This window comes from Tetzosporium hominis, from assembly GCF_002265435.1.
Taxonomy (GTDB): Bacteria; Bacillota; Bacilli; order Bacillales_A; family Planococcaceae; genus Chryseomicrobium; species Chryseomicrobium hominis.
Genome location: NZ_NOKQ01000217.1, coordinates 86,491 through 105,131 on the forward strand (window position 1 = coordinate 86,491; position 18,641 = coordinate 105,131).

Below are 18,641 nucleotides of genomic sequence, written 5' to 3' on the forward strand. Positions count from 1 at the left end.
TTAGAATTTTGTGCAAGCGCTTGCATAATACTTTTGAAAGCAGTAGAATGAGAGAAAGAAAATGGGGGGAGTGAGTGTCGTGCAGCAACAGCCGTGGTGGAAAACAAGTGTGGTCTATCAGATTTATCCACGCAGTTTTATGGACAGCAATGGAGATGGCATTGGCGATATCCCAGGAATCTTAATGAAACTTGATTACTTAGAAAAACTCGGCATTGATGTCATTTGGTTGAGTCCGGTTTATGACTCACCGAATGATGACAATGGCTATGATATTCGAGACTACAGAACCATCCATGAGGAATTCGGGACGATGGAAGACCTGGAAACCTTGATCGAAGAGGCAAAAAAACGCGGTATTCGAATCGTTATGGACCTCGTTGTCAATCATACATCAGATGAGCACGTTTGGTTCACAGAGTCAAAATCACCAGAGTCCCCGTATCGCAACTATTACATATGGAAACAAGGCAACCCACCAAACAACTGGGGCTCTGTATTTTCAGGCTCAGCCTGGGAACGCACAGAAGAAGACTGGCACTACTTGCATCTGTTCTCACGTAAACAACCGGACTTGAACTGGCGCCACGAACCGCTCAGACAAGACATCTACGACATGATGACTTACTGGCTGAATAAAGGAATTGGCGGTTTCCGCATGGACGTCATCAACTTTATCTCGAAGCATCCCGAACTACCGGATGGCATCGTCCACGAAGGATCTTCCTTTGGAGACGGCAGTCCGTATTTCATGAATGGACCTGAAATCCACACGTACCTTCAAGAGATGCATGAACAAGTTCTAAGTCACTATGACATCTTGACGGTCGGTGAGATGCCAGGTGCTACAACAGAAGATGCACTTCTCTATACGAAGCCCGAGAGAAACGAACTCAATATGGTCTTTACATTTGAACATATGGATCTCGATTCAGGACCAGGAGGCAAGTGGAACTTTACACAGCTTCACTTACCAGATTTAAAACGAAATCTAGAGAAGTGGCAACTTGCTCTTGCGCACGAGGGATGGAACTCGTTGTACTGGAACAATCACGATCAACCACGTATCGTCTCGCGCTTTGGAAATGACAAAGAATACCGAGAGCATTCTGCAAAAATGCTGGCACTTGTCCTTCATGGTTTAAAAGGTACGCCTTACATCTATCAAGGCGAAGAGCTCGGCATGACGAATATCCAGTTGCCAGACATCTCGCATTATAAAGATATTGAAACAATCAATATGTATAACGAACGACTTGCAGCAGGAGAAGAACCGGAAAGCATTTTGAAACGGATCTACGTAAAAGGGCGAGACAATGCCAGAACCCCGATGCAGTGGACTTCAGATGGAGGCTTCACAACAGGCACCCCTTGGCTTGCGCAAAACCCGAATACAGCAACAATCAACGCAGACCAGGCAATAAATGATCCGGATTCTATCTTCGCCTTCTATCAGCAGCTAATTCGGTTGCGAAAACAACTTCCGATGTTTACAGAAGGCAGTTTTGAACTGTTATTACCAGATGATGAGGCATTGTTCATTTATAAACGAACTCTTGGTTCGACAGTGTGGTACATCGTGGCAAACTTCACCGAAGAAACACATCACATCAAGCGCACAAGCATCTCCATGCCAGGTTCAGGGTACGAGATCATTCTTGCAAATACACAACCGACAGAGACATCAGATGGCTTTGAGCTGAAGCCGTATGACGCGTTCATCTTGTCATTTGAAAAAGGAGAAGGCCAATGACACAAGTTCTTGGAGTAGATATCGGCGGTACCAAAATTCGCTTTGGAGTTGTCACAACTACGGGTGAAGTCTTAGCAGATTGGACCATTGCTACACAGATTCCTCTTTATCCATACTTAGAACAACATGTAAAACATGCACTTTCCGACCATCCTGGCATCCAAGCAATTGGGATTGGGACGCGCGGCATGGTAGAACCAGGCACAGGAAAAATCGTCTTTGAAATGCAGCTCGAGGGCTGGGAAGGAACTCCAGTTAAAGAGTGGCTTGAAGGCGCAACTGGTCTTCCTGTAGCTGTTAACAACGATGCCAATGTAGCTGCTTTGGCAGAAGCCATTTTAGGTGCAGGTCAAGGCGAACGCAACGTCGTAGCAGTCACAGTAGGAACTGGACTTGGCGGAGGCTTGATCCTTGACGGCAAAATCATGGACGGCAAGCACGGCGGTGGTGGAGAAATCGGCCATATGCTGCTTTATCCACATGGTATTCCTTGCGGCTGTGGTAGACGTGGCTGTGCAGAACAGTACGTCTCCGGTTCAGCGATTCATCGCTTGATCCAAGAATACCAAGTTGTACACGAGGACGGTTCATTCGTTACCCCTCGTGAAGTGTTCCCACTAGCCTTACAAGGGCATAAACAAGCACAGCAAGTACGCTCGCGTTTTGTACAGGATCTTGCACTCACTATTTCCTCTCTACAGGCCATCCTCGATATGGATGTGGTTGTAGTCGGTGGAGGCGTGATTGATTCAGCGGAAGCTTGGTGGAATCAATTACTTGAAGAACTAGAGCCATTGTTACTAAAGCCATTGAATTTAAAACGAGCACAATTTGGAAATGAAGCAGGCATGCTCGGTGCAGCAATGCTTGTACGCGACGTTGCGGCGGTACGCGAGAAAGGAAGAATGGCATGACAACTCTTACACTAAAAAACGTTACAAAACGTTATGACAATAAAGTACAGGCAGTTACGGATTTCAATCTTGAAGTAGAGGACCGCGAGTTCATCGTCTTCGTAGGACCATCTGGGTGTGGGAAGTCCACAACACTTCGCATGATTGCAGGGCTTGAAGACATTTCAGAAGGCGATTTCTTAATTGACAACAAACGCATGAACGATGTCGCTTCAAAAGATCGTGACATCGCAATGGTATTCCAAAACTACGCTTTGTACCCACATATGAGTGTGTATGACAACATGGCGTACGGGCTGAAAATCCGTAAAGTGCCAAAAGATGAGATCAAGCGTCGTGTAGACGACGCTGCGAAGATCTTAGGACTCGAAAAATATCTAGACCGCAAACCAAAAGCTCTTTCAGGTGGTCAGCGTCAACGTGTAGCACTAGGTCGTGCCATCGTACGAGATGCATCTGTTTTCTTAATGGATGAGCCTCTTTCCAACTTAGATTCGAAGCTTCGCGTACAGATGCGCTCAGAAATCATCAAACTTCACAACCGTTTAAATACAACAACAATCTATGTAACGCATGATCAAACGGAAGCGATGACAATGGCTAGCCGTATCGTCATCATGAAAGACGGCGTGATTCAACAGGTCGGAACACCTAAAGATGTCTATGACAATCCAGACAACATGTTCGTAGGAGGCTTCATTGGCTCTCCATCCATGAACTTCTTGAACGGAACCGTTGTTAACGGACAATTCAAAATCGGTAACGTTTTAGTGACTCTAACGGATGACCAGCAAGCTCGTTTGAAAGCGTATGAAGGAAAAGAAGTCGTGCTTGGTATCCGTCCAGAGCATGTAACAGACGACAATGGCGCATACGATGTAACGCATGCCCACCGTGTACCGGCATTCATTGAAGTGGCGGAACTTACAGGTGCAGAGCAGATCTTATATGCCAACCTAGAAGGGCAAGACTTCATTGGACGTGTCGATGCGCAAAACGCTATTGAACGCGGCCAAACTGTGGATCTCGTGTTCCATATGGAGCGTGCTCACTTCTTCGATAAAGAAACAGAACTTCGCATCGGCGCAGTTGACACTATTTAAGAAAGAAGGGGTTCGCATGGCTGTTACGATCATTGACGTAGCACGAGAGGCCAATGTCTCTCCTTCCACCGTTTCACGGGTTATCGCGGATCACCCTCGCATCAGCGAGAAAACGAAAAAGAAAGTTCGGGAAGTCATGGAACGTATGCATTACTATCCAAACTTTCAAGCCCGCAACTTGGCTGCTCGCACGACCCAGACCATTGGTGTCGTGATGGCCAATTCAGCGACACTCGCGTTCCAAAATCCGTTCTTTCCAGAAGTCATTCGTGGCATCTCAACAACAGCACATGCCTGTCAGCTAGGTCTGTACTTGTCTACAGGAGGAACGGAAGAAGAAATCTTCCAAGAAGTTGTCGCGATGGTCCAGGGACGAAAAGTAGATGGTGTGATCTTGTTGTACTCACGCGTTGACGATAAGACTCTAAACTACTTACGAGAAATGAAGTTCCCGTTTACCATCGTGGGACGTCCTTATGATTTTGAAAATCAAATCGATTTTGTGGATAACGACAATAAGCAGATTGCTAAAGATGTCGTGAACTACTTGATGGATCTTGGGCACCGCGAAATCGCCTTCATCGGGGGAGATGTTCGCTTCGTAGTATCGGCAGACCGTCTAGAGGGGTACCGAGCTGCACTAGAAGATCACCAGTTGAAGTATCAAGAGAAATACTTCATCCACGACTTCGCATTCGAACAAGATGGAAAAGAAGCTATTCGCCAGTTGATGGAGGAAGAACAGCCACCGACTGCACTGGTTGCCCACGATGACTCCGTAGCTTATGAAATCATTCGTTACTTAGAGCAACTAGAGATTCGGGTTCCTGAAGATGTCTCGATTATCAGTTTCAACAACCACGCCTTGTCAGAGCATGTAAAACCGCCTTTGACATCTGTGGATATCAATATTTTTGAACTCGGTATTCAAGCGACCGAATTGTTACTAAAACGCATTAAACAACCTGAGAGTGAGGCAAGCCATCAGTTTGTGGACACGACATTGATTGTCCGAGACTCATGCCAATCTCTTAATCCAAGGTAGAAGTAAGTGAGGCAGGCTATGAAAAAGACATGGTGGAAAGAAGCTGTCGCGTACCAAGTGTACCCACGCAGTTTCCAAGATTCAAACGGAGACGGAATTGGTGATCTACAAGGTTTGATTTCCCGTCTAGACTACATTCAAGAGATGGGGATCGATATCATTTGGATCTGTCCGATGTATAAATCTCCAAATGACGACAACGGCTATGATATCAGCGATTATCAAGATATCATGGACGAGTTCGGAACAATGGCGGACTTTGATGCGCTGCTTGCAGAAGTGCATAAGCGCGGTATGAAGCTGATTATTGACCTGGTTATCAACCATTCTTCAGATGAGCACCAGTGGTTCATCGAGTCTCGCGCGTCAAAAGATAGCGACAAGCGCGACTGGTATATCTGGAAAGATGGCAAAGACGGTAAAGAACCGAACAACTGGGGAAGCATCTTCGGCGGTTCTGCATGGGAATGGGATGAAGAGACTGAGCAGTATTTCTTACACTTGTTCTCTCGTAAACAGCCAGATTTGAACTGGGAAAACGAAGACGTCCGCACAGCGCTTTACGATATGGTCAACTGGTGGCTCGATAAAGGAATCGATGGATTCCGTGTAGACGCAATCAGCCATATCAAAAAAGACCTGACGTTCTCCGATATGCCAGCTGAAGAAGGTAAAGACTACATCCAAGCCTGGTCTAAATACATGAACGTTGAAGGAATCATGCCATTCCTTGGAGAGCTTAAAGACAAGACGTTTGCGAACTACGACATCATGACGGTCGGAGAAGCAAACGGGGTCAGCAGCGAGCAGATTCTGGAGTGGGTCAATGAGCAAGACGGCAAGTTCGATATGATCTTCCAGTTCGAGCACCTCGGCCTGTGGGATGGAAATGAACTGAACGTCTTAGAGCTCAAGAAAGTGTTAACTCGTTGGCAACATGCACTTGCTGAAGATGGTTGGAATGCTTTGTTTATCGAGAACCATGACAAAGCGCGAATCGTCTCCACTTGGGGCAATGATCAAGAGTACTGGGCACAGAGCGCCAAGTCACTTGCGACAATGTATTTCTTCATGAAAGGAACGCCGTTTATCTATCAAGGCCAAGAGATTGGGATGACAAACGTGCAGTTCGAGACTATTGAAGAATACAATGACGTGTCTGCAAAGAATATGTACCGCGAGCGTATGGCAAACGGGGACACTCATGAAGCAATCATGCAAGATCTATGGCAGACGAGCCGTGATAACTCGCGTACGCCAATGCAATGGTCTGAGGAAGCGAATGCCGGATTTACGACAGCGACTCCTTGGATCGGGATGAATCCGAACTACACAGAAATCAACGTGGACCGTCAACTAGCAGACGAAGCGTCTATCTTGAACTACTACAAAGCGATGATTCGCCTTCGAAAGGAAAACGAAGCGCTGATCTACGGTGCTTACGAGCTGCTTCTTGAAGAAGACAAACAAGTGTATGCCTATACACGTACTTTAGAAGGTACTACATTTGTTATTGTCTCCAATCTGACAGCTGAAGCTGCTTCGATTGAAGCGTTGGAATCAACGATTCAAGATGCGGAAATCGTACTAAGCAATTCGGATTCTGAAGGGCTAGAACTAGCGCCTTTTGAAGCACGAGTTTATAAATTAGTTTAATGATAAACCCTTGTTCCTATAGCTGAACAAGGGTTTTCTTTTCGTTTTCTCTGAGGAGTTCGGTAAACTAAAATTAGGAGGCGAATGCTATGAAAATTGCAGTATTTGGTGCAACAGGGCGAGTGGGCCGTCACTTTGTAGAATTGGCTCTTGGACAGGGGCATGAGCTTCAGTTACTTGTCCGTAACAAACAGGATTGGATGGATCATGATAAACTCACTATTCATATAGGAGACGCTCGAGAGTATTCCGATGTTGAAAAGACACTTGCAGGAGCAGAAGCTGTGTTTAGCGCTCTTGGAACCGATAAGACCACTACTTTAACTGACTTTGTTAATGCTCTAGTGCCTAACATGGAGAAGCATGGCATAAATAGAGTCGTGTCGATTGGAACTGCAGGTATTCTTCAAAGCCGCACGCAACCGGAGCTATACCGCTTTCAATCCGGGGAGTCGAATCGCAAGCTAACATTCGCAGCGGAACAACATGCTGCTGTTTATGAGACATTCCGAGATAGCTCGCTCGACTGGACTATCGTGTGCCCAACCTATTTGCCAGATGGGCCTCTAACGCAGGAGTACCGGACAGAAGAGGACATGTTGCCAGTAGAAGGCAAGCAGATCTCTACTGCCGATACGGCACACTGTGCGTATACCGTTCTAACCGAGTCCCAATCACTCCGCAAACGCTTAGGTGTAGCGTATTAAAAAAGGCCGATGAACAGAAGTTCATCGAGCCTTTTTCTTAATATCCAGGTTTGTTAAGTAGACGGAACATATTTACTTTGTATTCTTCCACCCCAGGCTGATCAAACGGATTGATTTCTAACAGGTAGGCGCTGTATGCACAGCTAATCATATAGAAATACAATAAGTAACCAAGAGTCTCTTCTGAGAAGTCAGGAATTGATAGTGTTACTAGAGGAACGCCACCAGAAAGATGCGCTTCCGCTGTAGCTTGTTGAACAGCATCATTTACTTCATGCAGCGTCTTGCCTGCTAAATAATTCAGTTCATCGCTGTCATTTTCAGCATGCTGCATCGTAATGTCGTCTTCTACACTCTCGACTTTTAAGAATGTCTCAAACAACATGCGCTTTCCATCTTGTACATACTGACCTAACGAGTGAAGATCCGTTGAATACACGACAGACGCTGGGAAAATTCCTTTCCCTTCTTTTCCTTCACTTTCCCCGAACAATTGCTTCCACCATTCTTGCACATATTTCAAGCGTTCTTCGAATACCGCAGAGATTTCAACAGGGTAACCTGCATGGTAGAGATGATCACGAATCAAAGCGTACTGAATGGCTGAGTTCTTCTCAGCATCTACAGACCCAAGCTCTTGTTCTGCTCGTTTCGCACCCGCAAGTAACTGCTCGATTGAATATCCGGCAGCAGCTACCGGAAGTAGGCCGACTGAGGTGAAGACGGAATAACGTCCACCAATATCATCTGGCACGACAAAACGTGCATAGCCTTTATCTTTAGCGACATCTAGAAGAGCACCTTTTTCGGCATCCGTTGTCACATAGATACGTTCTGCAGCTTCTGCACCGTAGCGTGTTTCCATGTAGTCTTGTAGGAAGCGGAATGCAATAGCCGGCTCCGTCGTCTTACCAGATTTCGAGATGACATTGACTGCCACTTCTTTGGAGTCCAAGTAAGTCATTAAGTTTTTGAGGTAGGCACCGCTTACCATATGTCCTGCGAAAATGATTTCAACGCCTTCATTTGTTAGGAATGGTTGGTGAAGTGCTTCAAGAACGGCTTTTGCTCCTAAGTAAGATCCGCCAATACCAATGACCACAAGCACATCTGCTTGTTTTTGAATGGCTTGTGCAGTTTCTTGAATGCGAGTCACTAGGGAAGCGTCCATTTCAGACGGCCAGTTTTTCCAGCCTAAAAAGTCAGCTCCTGCTGAAGTGCGAGCATCCATTGCTTGTTTGATCGATGTGATTTTAGCTGTTGCTTCTGGTGTCACCAGGCTTTTAAAATCGCCTGAGAAAGATACGTGAACTGTCATTCGAAAACTCCTTTAGGATGTAGTGGTTATGGTCTCATTATAGCATACAAACAGGGGGTCAATCGTGTATAATGGGAGGCGACACAAACGAAAGAGAGTGACAAGTTATGGGACGTAAATGGAATAACATTAAAGAAAAGAAAGCATCAAAAGATGCCAATACTAGCCGAATCTATGCGAAGTTCGGTCGTGAGATCTACGTTGCTGCACGTCAAGGTGAGCCAGATCCAGTTTCTAACCAAGCATTAAAAGTGGTGCTTGAGCGCGCAAAAACTTACAGTGTGCCAAAACACATCATTGATAAAGCGATTGAAAAAGCAAAAGGCGGCGGGGAAGAGAGCTATGACGAGTTGCGCTATGAAGGCTTCGGCCCAGGCGGCTCGATGGTAATCGTCGACGCGTTAACAAACAACGTCAACCGCACAGCTTCTGATGTGCGTGCAGCATTCGGGAAAAACGGTGGAAACATGGGAGTCAGTGGTTCTGTATCGTACATGTTCGACGCAACTGCGGTTATCGGGGTAGAAGGCAAGTCGGAAGACGACGTGCTTGAGCTTTTAATGGAAGCAGATGTAGACGCTCGTGATATTTTGGCTGAAGACGATACTGTAGTCGTTTACGCAGAGCCAGATCAATTCCACGCTGTGCAGGAAGCGTTCCGTACAAGTGGCGTAACTGAGTTTTCTGTAGCAGAGTTAACAATGCTTGCTCAAAACGATATTCAACTGAGTGCAGAAGACCAAGCACAATTTGAAAAGATGATTGATGCCATCGAGGATCTTGAAGATGTTCGACAAGTCTATCACAATGTGGACTTAGGCGAATGAAACAAGTACTAGCATGGCTCGTGTTGCTGAGCTGGGTAGTCGTGCCGGCACAAGCTTTTGCGAACTACGCAAGCTTTTTTGTAGTCTACGAAGACCACGTTTATGAGCTATCCAGTGAGACGGTGGAAGAAGTCGGAGAGAAACTGGGCGAGGTCACGGAATATGCAGACCGCGCCGAGTTTTATAGCGGCAACTTTTCAAATGCCTACGAAGTGGGGACCGCCTACTATGAAATTCCAGGAGTCGACCCAAGCGAGAAGATTGCAGTGGAAGAATCTCCAGGCGTCTATATTGTAGGAAAACGAAGTGTTGAGTTTAGCGCACAGGGAGTGCAGGAAAGTCAGCTTTCTACGCAGTCTATCGGCTCGATATTCTCTTTTATCGTTTTGGGCCTCATTGGTCTGTTCTTGTTCAGACGAATCAGTTTCCGAAAGAACAATAAAAAAGAAGAAGATTTAGAAGCATAAAGTGGAAATCCCGGCTCACCTTTTGGGGAAGCCGGGATTTTTGTTGGGGAAAAGGGCTTAGGGCACAAACCAGCGTCCAAAGGGCACAAACGCGCCCGCTCAAGTCACAAAAGAAAAATGTAGGGCACAAACAAAGCCTCTAAGGTCACAAAACACCCCAACGATCATTGCACATACTCAATCCCATTCTCTGTGTAAGATTCCATGTAGACCTGACCTTTCTGTGAGTAGTAATAATAAGTGCGCGCGTCATCCTTTAATTTAATTGCGACCATCCAATTTCTTGCTCCCGGCAAGTTCGCAATAAACGAATCACTTACTAGAATCGACTCTTCCGGTATTGATTCTTGCTCGATCAAATACTCTGTAACGCGCATTTCTACATAGGCAAGCCGCCCAGTAACTCCAGCAGCGATAAGTACGGCTACTAATACAAGTCCGATTAAAATTTGTTTCATAGCAATTCTCCGATACATTTGTTTTTAACCTATACGCATCTTTCTACCAAAAAGTTCCCATAAAAAAACTGCTGACCAGTTTCGGTCAACAGAATTTAAAAAATTATGAGGAAACGCTACGGCGATATTTCCATTGCTGGTACTGGAAGCGAATGAAGCATCCTACACAGAAGCCAGCAAGAGCGATGGACGCAGCAAGTCCGACCATGATGCTAGCGGCTACGAATAAAACAGTGCTACCAATCAATCCTCCAACAATGGCAGCTGCAAGAAATCCAACAGCCATCATTTGATTGAAGCGAAGTTGTCCCACATCTTCTTGAACATAAGAAGAAAGGGGCTGTTTTAATAATTTTTTAGCTGGAGCTAAGATAGGGTGGAAGCCCGTTACTAGACTGATGCCATTTGCTAGGAATGGAATTAACAGTGGCCAAATAGACTCTATACTGAGTGCTGCTACAACAGCGAGCACAATGATCCATTGATTGAGAGTGACAAGCGGTTTTGGAATAGTTTTCATTTAAAACCCACCATTCTTGTATGAATTATAGTATTTAAACTATACAAATTTTTTTGATGAAAGTAAATGACTTTGCTCAAATGTATAAAAATACGTGATTAATTAACTTTATTCTTGTACAATAGGCATTATAACTTTAGGGAGGTAGTGCAATGAAGCAACTAGACGCGTATGAAATCATTTCGTACATTCAACACGCAAAAAAATCAACTCAAGTGAAGGTCTATGTAAACGGGGATAACCTAGCAGATCTTTCATTTGGTGAGCATACAAAAGTGTTCGGAGACGGCAATTCTCGTATTCTTTTCGGTGAGTGGGCAGAAATTGAACCCGCTTTAGAAGCTGCAAAAGATCATCTTACAGATGTAGTGATTGAAAATGAAAGCCGCAACTCAGCCATTCCTCTACTTGATTTAAAATCCATCAACTCTCGAATTGAGCCAGGTGCCTTCATTCGTGACCAAGTACATATCGGCAACAACTGCATCATCATGATGGGAGCTGTCATTAATATTGGCGCATCTATCGATGACGGTACGATGATTGATATGGGAGCTATCCTAGGCGGCCGTGCTACTGTCGGAAAGAACTGTCACATTGGGGCAGGCGCAGTATTAGCAGGTGTCATCGAGCCACCATCTGCAACACCTGTTATCGTGGAAGACGACGTGTTGATTGGTGCAAACGCCGTCGTATTAGAAGGTGTGAAAATTGGTAAAGGATCTGTTGTAGCAGCAGGTGCTGTTGTTACGAAGGATGTACCAGAGTACACAGTAGTAGGCGGGACACCAGCGCGCGTCATCAAAGAAATCGATGACAAGACGCGTTCAAAAACAGAAATCATGCAAGAGCTTCGCCAACTGTAGGACGATGCAAAATCTACTAGAAATTCGTCGTCGGCTGCATCAGATTCCAGAGCGTGGTTTTGAAGAATGGAAGACCAAGAAACTCATAGAGGAGACGTTGGCTTCTTTTCCTCAACAGCATCTAGAAGTGTTTTCTTGGCGCACAGGTTTCATTGTGAAAATCAAAGGGACCCATCCTACGAAGACGATTGCTTGGAGAACCGATATCGACGGCTTGCCGATAGAGGAGCAGACGGGACTTTCCTATGCGAGTCAGCACGCAGGATTTATGCATGCATGTGGACATGATGTTCATATGACTGTGGCGTTGCATTTGGTCGAGGCTCTAGCTGAGCGTCCTGCGAAGGATGACGTACTCGTGTATTTCCAACCTGCCGAAGAATCACCGGGTGGGGCACTACCGATGCTTTCGTGGGTAAAAGAGCAGCATCCAGAACTGGTTCCAGACGAGTTTTACGCTCTTCATGTGGCACCTGAACTACCTGTAGGAGTGATCTCGACCAAACCAGGCATCTTATTTGCCAATACTTCAGAATTGTATATTGATCTTCATGGAAAAGAAGGGCATGCTGCGTTTCCACACCGCACGACGGATATGTCCGTTGCAGCAGCCCATCTACTTATTCAACTACAGTCCATCGTCAGCCGGTCGGTAGATCCGCTTCAACCGAGTGTAGTCACGATTGGCAAGATGACTTCAGGGACTGTGCAGAATATTATTTCGGGTCATGCTCGGCTTGAAGGAACAATTCGCACGTTCGACGCAGCTGTCATGACACAGATTAAAGAACGAATCGAAGCCATCTGCCGGGGAGTCGAAGCAGCCTTTGACTGTCGAGTCGCGATTGATTATGGTTCTTCGTATCATCAAGTGTACAACCATCACGAACTGGCTGAGGTATTCAGAGACTTTGCGGTTCAAGACCCAGATGTGACGTATAGCGAGGCGAAAGAAGCGATGACCGGAGAAGACTTTGGCTACTTCTTAGCTGGGATTCCTGGCGTGCTGTTCTGGGCAGGAGCGCAGACAGAGTATGGTCTGCATCATGCCAAGATGGCACCTGACGAAGCGATGCTACCTGTTACAGCTCAATTTGTAGAACGCTGGATCCGTTCGCGGGCCGAGTAAGTAGAAAACCCGACCATTCGTGGTCGGGTTTTTGTTGCTTATGGTGGGTGAGCGGTCGTTCTGGAGCAAGTGACGTGTTTTCTAGGACATCAAAGCAGGTTTCTAGAACATCTAGCTTCATTTCTAAAAATGGTAGCTGCCCCAACTAAACGGTTGGACGCCGCCACTCGGATCTACAACTATGAGGCGCTTATGACCAAACGAACAATGCGTATCGTTCCAGTACCCAGTCGCATCGGGACCTCGTGCGTGAAGTGTCTCCGTCATGTTTTGAATCAGTTGCGGATCAATGGGGTTGCTGTAGTGGATAATCCCCGCAATACCACACATGAAATTCCTCCTCATCCGTAGTGTATGGGGGCTCACAAAAAAAAGAACAAGCGAAGCTTCGCCTGTTCACGTCGTGTGTTTAAATACCGCTTTAAATTTCGAGAAAATACCGCCTGTCGTGTACGTCAAAACACTGCGTTTATAGAAATGCATAGTGAAGAAGAACAGACCGACGACCGTTGCCGTGAGAACGAGGAAGGACAGTCCAGCTTCCCATAACGGCATATCCGTCGCACCGATACGTAATGGCATCACCATTCCAGATGAAAAAGGTAAGTACGAGAAAACTTTGATGAGCATCGTATCCGGGTTGAAGGATCCTGTAATCAATACGTAAAAACCACTTAGCGCCATCATCATCGCGGGTACTAATGCTTGACTCGCTTCTTCAACTTTCGAGACAAGGGAGCCGAGGAGAGCACCAAAGATGAGATAGAACAACAGCGTCATCATAAGGAAGGCACCCGTATACAGAGCATAAGCCGCAGATAAATCCTCTAAAAGCGTCTGAAGTACTTCTAACTGAGCACCGCCATCAGCCACCGTAAGTAAGAGAATAGCCACGACTGCTACTGCCGCAAGTTGCGTGAGTGCGACGAGTAAAGTCCCGACCACTTTAGCAAGAAAATGTGTCGTCGGTTTGATTGTAGCAAGTAAAACTTCTAGCACTCGTGAGCCTTTTTCAGAAGCCACATCAGATGTGATCATCGACAAGAACGTCATCACGAAGAAATAAATGAGAAACCCTACAAAGTAAGAGACGCCAATACCTGCCGCTTTTTCACTTTCGGATTTACCGTTAGTCGCTTGTTCACTCACCACTTCGTAGGAAATAAAAGCTTGAGCTCCTAACACTTGTTCAGCTTGCTCTGCAGTGAGATTCATCTGCTGAACGGCATAAAGCTTTCCTGCATAATCCAACTGAGAAGATAAGGTGGATTGTGTGGTGAAAGAGAGTGGTTCGTATGTATAAATCGTCGCTGCAAGTTGTCCTGCGTTGTCTTCGAGATGAATCGCAACATCCAGTTCTTCCGAATCTACTTGTTCAGTAGCTTCATCTAAAGAGCCGTCAAATTCGGTTATTTCTAAATCGTCACTTTCTACAATAAGTGTTCCTGCATCCGATGCCGTTTCATCAACAATCGCCACTTGCATAGGTTCGTCGCTGAAGAGGATTTCACTGATATTATTCCAAAATACGACACCTGCTATGATGACCGTATAAAGAGCTATAGTTAGTAGGAAGGACTTGGCTTTCACTTTTTGCTTATAAAGTTGCTTCACGAGTAGAAGAAATTTGCTCATCCGGTTCACCTACTTTCAATTTAAAGATTTCATCCAGGGATAAGTAATCAAGGCTGAAACGCTCAACAAAAGAGCCGTTTGAGATATAGCGAAACAGTGGTTCTCCGTATGACTCGTCTTCAAGTGTCAACACTACATGATCTTTCTTTTGTAAGACAGATACGACACCTGGCTGCTGTGCAAGTTCTTCTGCTGAGTGCGGTGACCGAACCGAAAGCTTGACCTTTCCGTATGTTTTCTTCAAATCAAGCAAGCTTCCCGAAAATAGTGATTTTCCTCGCTTCAATAAACAAAGATGATCACAGAGTTCTTCTACATGATCCATTTGATGACTCGAGAATAAAATCGTTGTTCCTTGTTGTTTTAAGTGTAAGATGGCGTCTTTGAGTAAGTCTTTATTGACTGGGTCCAGACCGCTGAAAGGTTCATCTAAAATCAAAAACTCCGGTCGGTGAATAAAACTCGCAATCAGTTGGACTTTCTGCTGATTTCCTTTAGACAGTTTTTCAGCCTTTTCTTTCCGTTTTTCATCGAGTTCAAAGCGCTGGATCCAGTATTCAACTTCGGGTTTCAAGTCTTTTCGCTTTTTACCGCGAAGTTCTCCAAAAAAGTACAACTGCTCTTCTACAGGCATAGTAGGAAAGATGCCGCGCTCTTCTGGAAGATAACCAAGTAAGTCGCGGTTGATGGCGTTCATCGGTTTTCCGTCCCAGCTAATCGTTCCATGAGTGGTCTCCTGCAAATCTAAAATCATCCGAAAGGTCGTCGTCTTACCTGCTCCGTTTTGTCCGATCAATCCAAAAGATTCGCCTTTTGGGATGGTGAAACTTAGCTGGTCCACAGCCTTAAAATTTTGATAGGTTTTCGTTACATTTTCAATTACCAATGTCATCGTAGTCACTCCTCTCTGTTTAATGTACGGAAGACGAAATAAAAAGTTTCATAAAAAAAAAACCAGCGAACTGGTTTCTCTAAAGGTTATAGTAACAATTGTTTCATTAAATCTACTGGTAATTGGCCTGGCGCCGATGGAGAGGAGCCTGCAGCAAATGTAGCGCAAGAACCAAAGTGATGGCCACCGAGTCTTGTGATGGCTCCGAGGTCTCCCATTGCCATGACTAGGAATGGACGGTCTGCATAGAGGGTCTTCATCTGGTCGGCAGCATCAAGGAGGCTCAATACGTCATGAGCGCGCTTCGGCATGACAGCTAGTTTGCCAATGTCCCCATTGATAAACTGCATCTCTCGAAGTCTCCAAATTAATTCTTCTTTTGGAGGTGTCTTTTCAAAATCATGATTGGAGACAATAACCTTACATCCTGCCTGGTGGATGGCATGTATCAAGTCTTTTGCGTCTTCCGAAAACAATTCCACATCTATGAAGTCACACAACTGGGTGCTTGCGATTTGGAGTAAAAGTTCCTTATAAGCATCTGAGCGGAGCCTTCCGTGGCCGCCTTCTTGTACCGTTCTGTATGTAACAATTAGGGGAGAAGGGAACGTCAATTCCCGGATTAATGACAAGGTCTCGAAGATGTCACTTTGATCATGCACATCCACAAAATCCAATCGCCATTCCCAAATGTCGGGTTGCTTTTGAAGTAAATGTTGTATTTCTTGTTGTAGTTTTTGTCGCGTAGCACTGATTAAGGAGACAATGATTTTGGGTTTTCCTTGGCCAATCTGAACATCGCGTACTTCAACAGTCTTCACCTTTTTCACCCACTATTCGTTTTCTTTCATCCTAGCACAGAGTGTCGTTTGAAACTAGGCATTTAGAAGGAGAATAGTCAGAAAATTTAATGTGTGAGAAGGTTTAGAGAAGGGAATAACAAAACTATATAAATAGTTTAGGTGTGAAAGACGTTCGCAACTCGATAGAAACAAGGAGGTAATAGAATGAATCATCATGAGCTCTCTTCTTCCGGAATCGCATACACGGTAAAAGGGGAAGGGGAACCAGTCGTTTTCTTGCATGGATTTTGTGGAAGTCGCCACTATTTTAAATCAGTAGCAGCTAGTTTAGAGCCACATTATAATGCTTATTACATAGATCTTCCAGGGCACGGGGATTCTAAACCGATGCAGTACCACACGCTTGAAGATTATGTAGAGCAGCTTCACAAATGGAAATTAGAGCTTGGACTCGGGAAAATTACTTTGATAGGTCATTCACTCGGAGGCTATTTGACACTTGCTTATGCAGAGCGCTATCCAGAGCACGTTTTAGGATTTGGATTGATTCACTCTACTGCTTTTCCAGATTCTGATGAAGGAAAAGAAGGGCGTGAAAAAGCCATACGAACTATTCAAAAAGAAGGAATCGAACCATTTGTTGAAAGCTTAGTTCCTAAATTATTCGACAAAGAATTTGCGAAAACACATCCAAAAATTGTGAAGCGGGCTCTTGATATTGCTTATAAAACAGATGCCAAACAAGCCATACGCTTTTTAAGAGCAATGCGAGACCGTAAGGATCGCCGTCGTATTGTAACGGAAACCACTTTTCCGCAACTGCTTGTTGCAGGGGAAACGGATGAGGTGGTTCCTTCTTATAAGATGTTTATTGGAGAGTCAAAACAAGCTACTGAAAAAGTGATTGAGGATGCAGCACACATGAGTATGTACGAACAACCTGATAAATTAAGTGACATTTTAAAAGAATGGTTAAACAGCCTCTATGTTATACAAAGGTAGGTTTTCTTTCCATATTAAAAAGGAACTGGAATGACTCTGGTTCCTTTTCATTATGTAAAAAATTGCAAGGCTATGGTGAAAAGTATGAAAAAACTGATAATGGTTGCTTTTTTATGTTTTGTCTAGTATTATCGAAACTTGAGCAAATATGCAATATATCAATTAGAAAATAGAAAGTTGAGGGTTTTAGATGAACGAACGATTATCCTTTTCGAATCAGTTAGTCATCGGAATCATGTTGTTTGCACTATTCTTTGGTGCTGGAAACTTGATCTTCCCAGCTAGTCTTGGTCAAAATGCTGGGACAGCGTTATTTTTTGCAGTAGTAGGATTTTTAATCACGGGTATTGGATTACCTTTCTTGGGAACACTCGCAATGGGCTTCTCAGGGAGCCGCAGTCTACAAGACTTAGCAGGGCGTGTACACCCATTTTATGGGATTGCGTTCACGGTAGCACTTTATTTAACTATCGGTCCTTTCTTCGCGTTACCACGTACAGGGGCTGTAGCTTATGAAATTGGAATTCAGCCATTTGTTAGCGAATCTTTTGCACAAACAGGCTTATTGCTTTTCACAATTGTCTTTTTCGGAATCACTCTTTGGTTGTCATTAAATCCAACGAAGATTGTGGACCGTGTGGGAAAATACTTAGCTCCAATCATCATTATCGGACTAGCTATTTTGATTCTCGCGGCTTTGTTTAACCCAGTGGGATCATTTACTGGACCGACAGAAGCGTATCAAACGAACGCTTTTATGACAGGCTTTACAGAAGGTTATAACACTATGGATGCTTTGGCATCGCTAGTATTCGGGATTATTGTAATCGAATCTATTCGTCGTCTAGGTGTTACGTCGACGAAAGGAATTTTAAAAGTAACTGCGAAATCAGGTGGAATCGCTGTATTGTTCCTAGGATTGATTTACGCGGGAGTAGCTTATCTTGGTGCTACAACTACTGAAGCCTTTGGAATTTTTGACAACGGGGGACCAGTTTTAAGCACAGCGGCAGATTATTACTTTGGAGCAATGGGTCTTGCTGTTCTGGGAGTTGTCATTATTGCAGCATGTTTAACAACAGCGATAGGTTTGACGACAGCTACAGCAGAATACTTTAATACGTTGTTCCCGTCTATCAGCTATAAAGCATTTGTAGTGTTCTTCATAGTAATCACCACTATATTTGCAAACTTTGGTCTGTCTTCGATTATCACGTATTCGATTCCAGTCCTATTGCTTCTTTATCCATTAGCGATTACGTTGATCTTGTTGACGTTTGCAGCTCCTTTATTCGGTCATCAACGATGGGTTTTTGTAGCGGTTACTTTTGTTACCTTCCTAATTAGTATCGTGGATGGTTTGAAAGGATTCTTCGGAGATGCAGCCCCAAGTTGGTTGGCGTCAATCGTTTCTGTGTACGATTCTATCCTGCCGTTCTATGGTCTTGGACTAGGATGGTTAATTCCTTTCTTGATTATTGTCGTAATTGGTATTGTTACAGCTCGAATGACTTCAACGCCTACGACAGCAAACTAAAAGCTATGC

19 protein-coding genes are annotated in these 18,641 nt (G+C 44.7%); 12 read left to right on the forward strand and 7 right to left on the reverse strand.

Going from position 1 to position 18,641, the window contains the following annotated elements:
* Positions 1 to 61: 61 nt before the first annotated feature.
* From CF394_RS09025 to CF394_RS09050, 6 genes are all read left to right on the forward strand, one after another.
* On the forward strand, positions 62 to 1,753 hold the full coding sequence (locus CF394_RS09025) for a glycoside hydrolase family 13 protein (RefSeq protein ID WP_094943110.1): 1,692 nt from the start codon (positions 62 to 64) through the stop codon (positions 1,751 to 1,753).
* Positions 1,750 to 2,667 (forward strand): ROK family protein, encoded by a 918-nt coding sequence (locus CF394_RS09030; protein WP_094943112.1) that lies wholly within the window; start codon positions 1,750 to 1,752, stop codon positions 2,665 to 2,667. Before CF394_RS09025 ends, CF394_RS09030 begins: the two co-directional genes overlap by 4 nt.
* Positions 2,664 to 3,770, forward strand: coding sequence for an ABC transporter ATP-binding protein (locus CF394_RS09035; protein WP_094943113.1), 1,107 nt, complete (start codon positions 2,664 to 2,666; stop codon positions 3,768 to 3,770). Before CF394_RS09030 ends, CF394_RS09035 begins: the two co-directional genes overlap by 4 nt.
* Positions 3,771 to 3,786: 16 nt before the next feature.
* Positions 3,787 to 4,815 carry a LacI family DNA-binding transcriptional regulator gene (locus CF394_RS09040; RefSeq protein ID WP_094943115.1) on the forward strand — a complete coding sequence of 343 codons (1,029 nt, stop codon included), beginning with the start codon at positions 3,787 to 3,789 and terminating at the stop codon, positions 4,813 to 4,815.
* An 18-nt stretch (positions 4,816 to 4,833) separates the two neighbouring features.
* Entirely contained in the window at positions 4,834 to 6,471 is a 1,638-nt protein-coding gene (locus tag CF394_RS09045; RefSeq protein ID WP_094943116.1) for a glycoside hydrolase family 13 protein, read from the forward strand.
* Positions 6,472 to 6,560: 89 nt separating this feature from the next.
* Positions 6,561 to 7,178: an NAD(P)-dependent oxidoreductase gene (locus CF394_RS09050; protein WP_094943118.1), complete on the forward strand. Its 618-nt coding sequence runs from the start codon at positions 6,561 to 6,563 to the stop codon at positions 7,176 to 7,178.
* Positions 7,179 to 7,215: 37 nt separating this feature from the next.
* Here CF394_RS09050 and CF394_RS09055 read toward each other — a convergent pair whose 3' ends face one another.
* Complete coding sequence (locus tag CF394_RS09055; RefSeq protein WP_094943119.1) at positions 7,216 to 8,496, reverse strand: glucose-6-phosphate isomerase; 1,281 nt, start codon at positions 8,494 to 8,496, stop codon at positions 7,216 to 7,218.
* Positions 8,497 to 8,603: 107 nt separating this feature from the next.
* Between CF394_RS09055 and CF394_RS09060 the strand changes: the two genes are divergently transcribed.
* Both CF394_RS09060 and CF394_RS09065 read left to right on the forward strand, forming a co-directional pair.
* Positions 8,604 to 9,323: a YebC/PmpR family DNA-binding transcriptional regulator gene (locus tag CF394_RS09060; RefSeq protein ID WP_094943121.1), complete on the forward strand. Its 720-nt coding sequence runs from the start codon at positions 8,604 to 8,606 to the stop codon at positions 9,321 to 9,323.
* On the forward strand, positions 9,320 to 9,790 hold the full coding sequence (locus CF394_RS09065) for a hypothetical protein (protein ID WP_094943122.1): 471 nt from the start codon (positions 9,320 to 9,322) through the stop codon (positions 9,788 to 9,790). Before CF394_RS09060 ends, CF394_RS09065 begins: the two co-directional genes overlap by 4 nt.
* 164 nt (positions 9,791 to 9,954) lie before the next feature.
* On the opposite strand, the gene CF394_RS09070 is transcribed toward CF394_RS09065, so the two are convergent.
* Positions 9,955 to 10,248: a hypothetical protein gene (locus tag CF394_RS09070; protein ID WP_094943124.1), complete on the reverse strand. Its 294-nt coding sequence runs from the start codon at positions 10,246 to 10,248 to the stop codon at positions 9,955 to 9,957.
* 103 nt (positions 10,249 to 10,351) lie between these two features.
* On the reverse strand, positions 10,352 to 10,768 hold the full coding sequence (locus CF394_RS09075; protein WP_094943125.1) for a DUF4395 domain-containing protein: 417 nt from the start codon (positions 10,766 to 10,768) through the stop codon (positions 10,352 to 10,354).
* 152 nt (positions 10,769 to 10,920) lie between these two features.
* Between CF394_RS09075 and dapD the strand changes: the two genes are divergently transcribed.
* Together dapD and CF394_RS09085 are read left to right on the forward strand one after the other, a co-directional pair.
* A complete protein-coding gene (gene dapD, locus CF394_RS09080; protein WP_094943127.1) occupies positions 10,921 to 11,634 on the forward strand; it encodes a 2,3,4,5-tetrahydropyridine-2,6-dicarboxylate N-acetyltransferase in 714 nt (237 codons plus the stop codon).
* A gap of 4 nt (positions 11,635 to 11,638) precedes the next feature.
* Positions 11,639 to 12,763 (forward strand): N-acetyldiaminopimelate deacetylase, encoded by a 1,125-nt coding sequence (locus CF394_RS09085; protein ID WP_094943128.1) that lies wholly within the window; start codon positions 11,639 to 11,641, stop codon positions 12,761 to 12,763.
* A gap of 123 nt (positions 12,764 to 12,886) precedes the next feature.
* Here the strand turns inward: CF394_RS09085 and CF394_RS09090 are convergent, their stop codons facing one another.
* The 4 genes from CF394_RS09090 to aroD form a co-directional block, all read right to left on the reverse strand.
* Positions 12,887 to 13,093 carry a hypothetical protein gene (locus CF394_RS09090; protein WP_094943130.1) on the reverse strand — a complete coding sequence of 69 codons (207 nt, stop codon included), beginning with the start codon at positions 13,091 to 13,093 and terminating at the stop codon, positions 12,887 to 12,889.
* A 66-nt stretch (positions 13,094 to 13,159) separates the two neighbouring features.
* The gene (locus tag CF394_RS09095) at positions 13,160 to 14,398 is read right to left on the reverse strand and encodes an ABC transporter permease (RefSeq protein WP_094943131.1); all 1,239 of its coding nucleotides are present in this window, start codon (positions 14,396 to 14,398) and stop codon (positions 13,160 to 13,162) included.
* On the reverse strand, positions 14,361 to 15,290 hold the full coding sequence (locus CF394_RS09100) for an ABC transporter ATP-binding protein (RefSeq protein WP_094943133.1): 930 nt from the start codon (positions 15,288 to 15,290) through the stop codon (positions 14,361 to 14,363). Before CF394_RS09100 ends, CF394_RS09095 begins: the two co-directional genes overlap by 38 nt.
* An 86-nt stretch (positions 15,291 to 15,376) precedes the next feature.
* The gene (gene aroD, locus CF394_RS09105) at positions 15,377 to 16,111 is read right to left on the reverse strand and encodes a type I 3-dehydroquinate dehydratase (RefSeq protein ID WP_165767521.1); all 735 of its coding nucleotides are present in this window, start codon (positions 16,109 to 16,111) and stop codon (positions 15,377 to 15,379) included.
* A gap of 186 nt (positions 16,112 to 16,297) precedes the next feature.
* Here aroD and CF394_RS09110 point away from each other — a divergent pair, with 186 nt between their 5' ends.
* Both CF394_RS09110 and brnQ read left to right on the forward strand, forming a co-directional pair.
* Positions 16,298 to 17,095 (forward strand): alpha/beta fold hydrolase, encoded by a 798-nt coding sequence (locus tag CF394_RS09110; RefSeq protein ID WP_094943136.1) that lies wholly within the window; start codon positions 16,298 to 16,300, stop codon positions 17,093 to 17,095.
* Between the two features lie 190 nt (positions 17,096 to 17,285).
* Entirely contained in the window at positions 17,286 to 18,632 is a 1,347-nt protein-coding gene (gene brnQ / locus CF394_RS09115; protein ID WP_094943137.1) for a branched-chain amino acid transport system II carrier protein, read from the forward strand.
* Positions 18,633 to 18,641 lie beyond the last annotated feature (9 nt).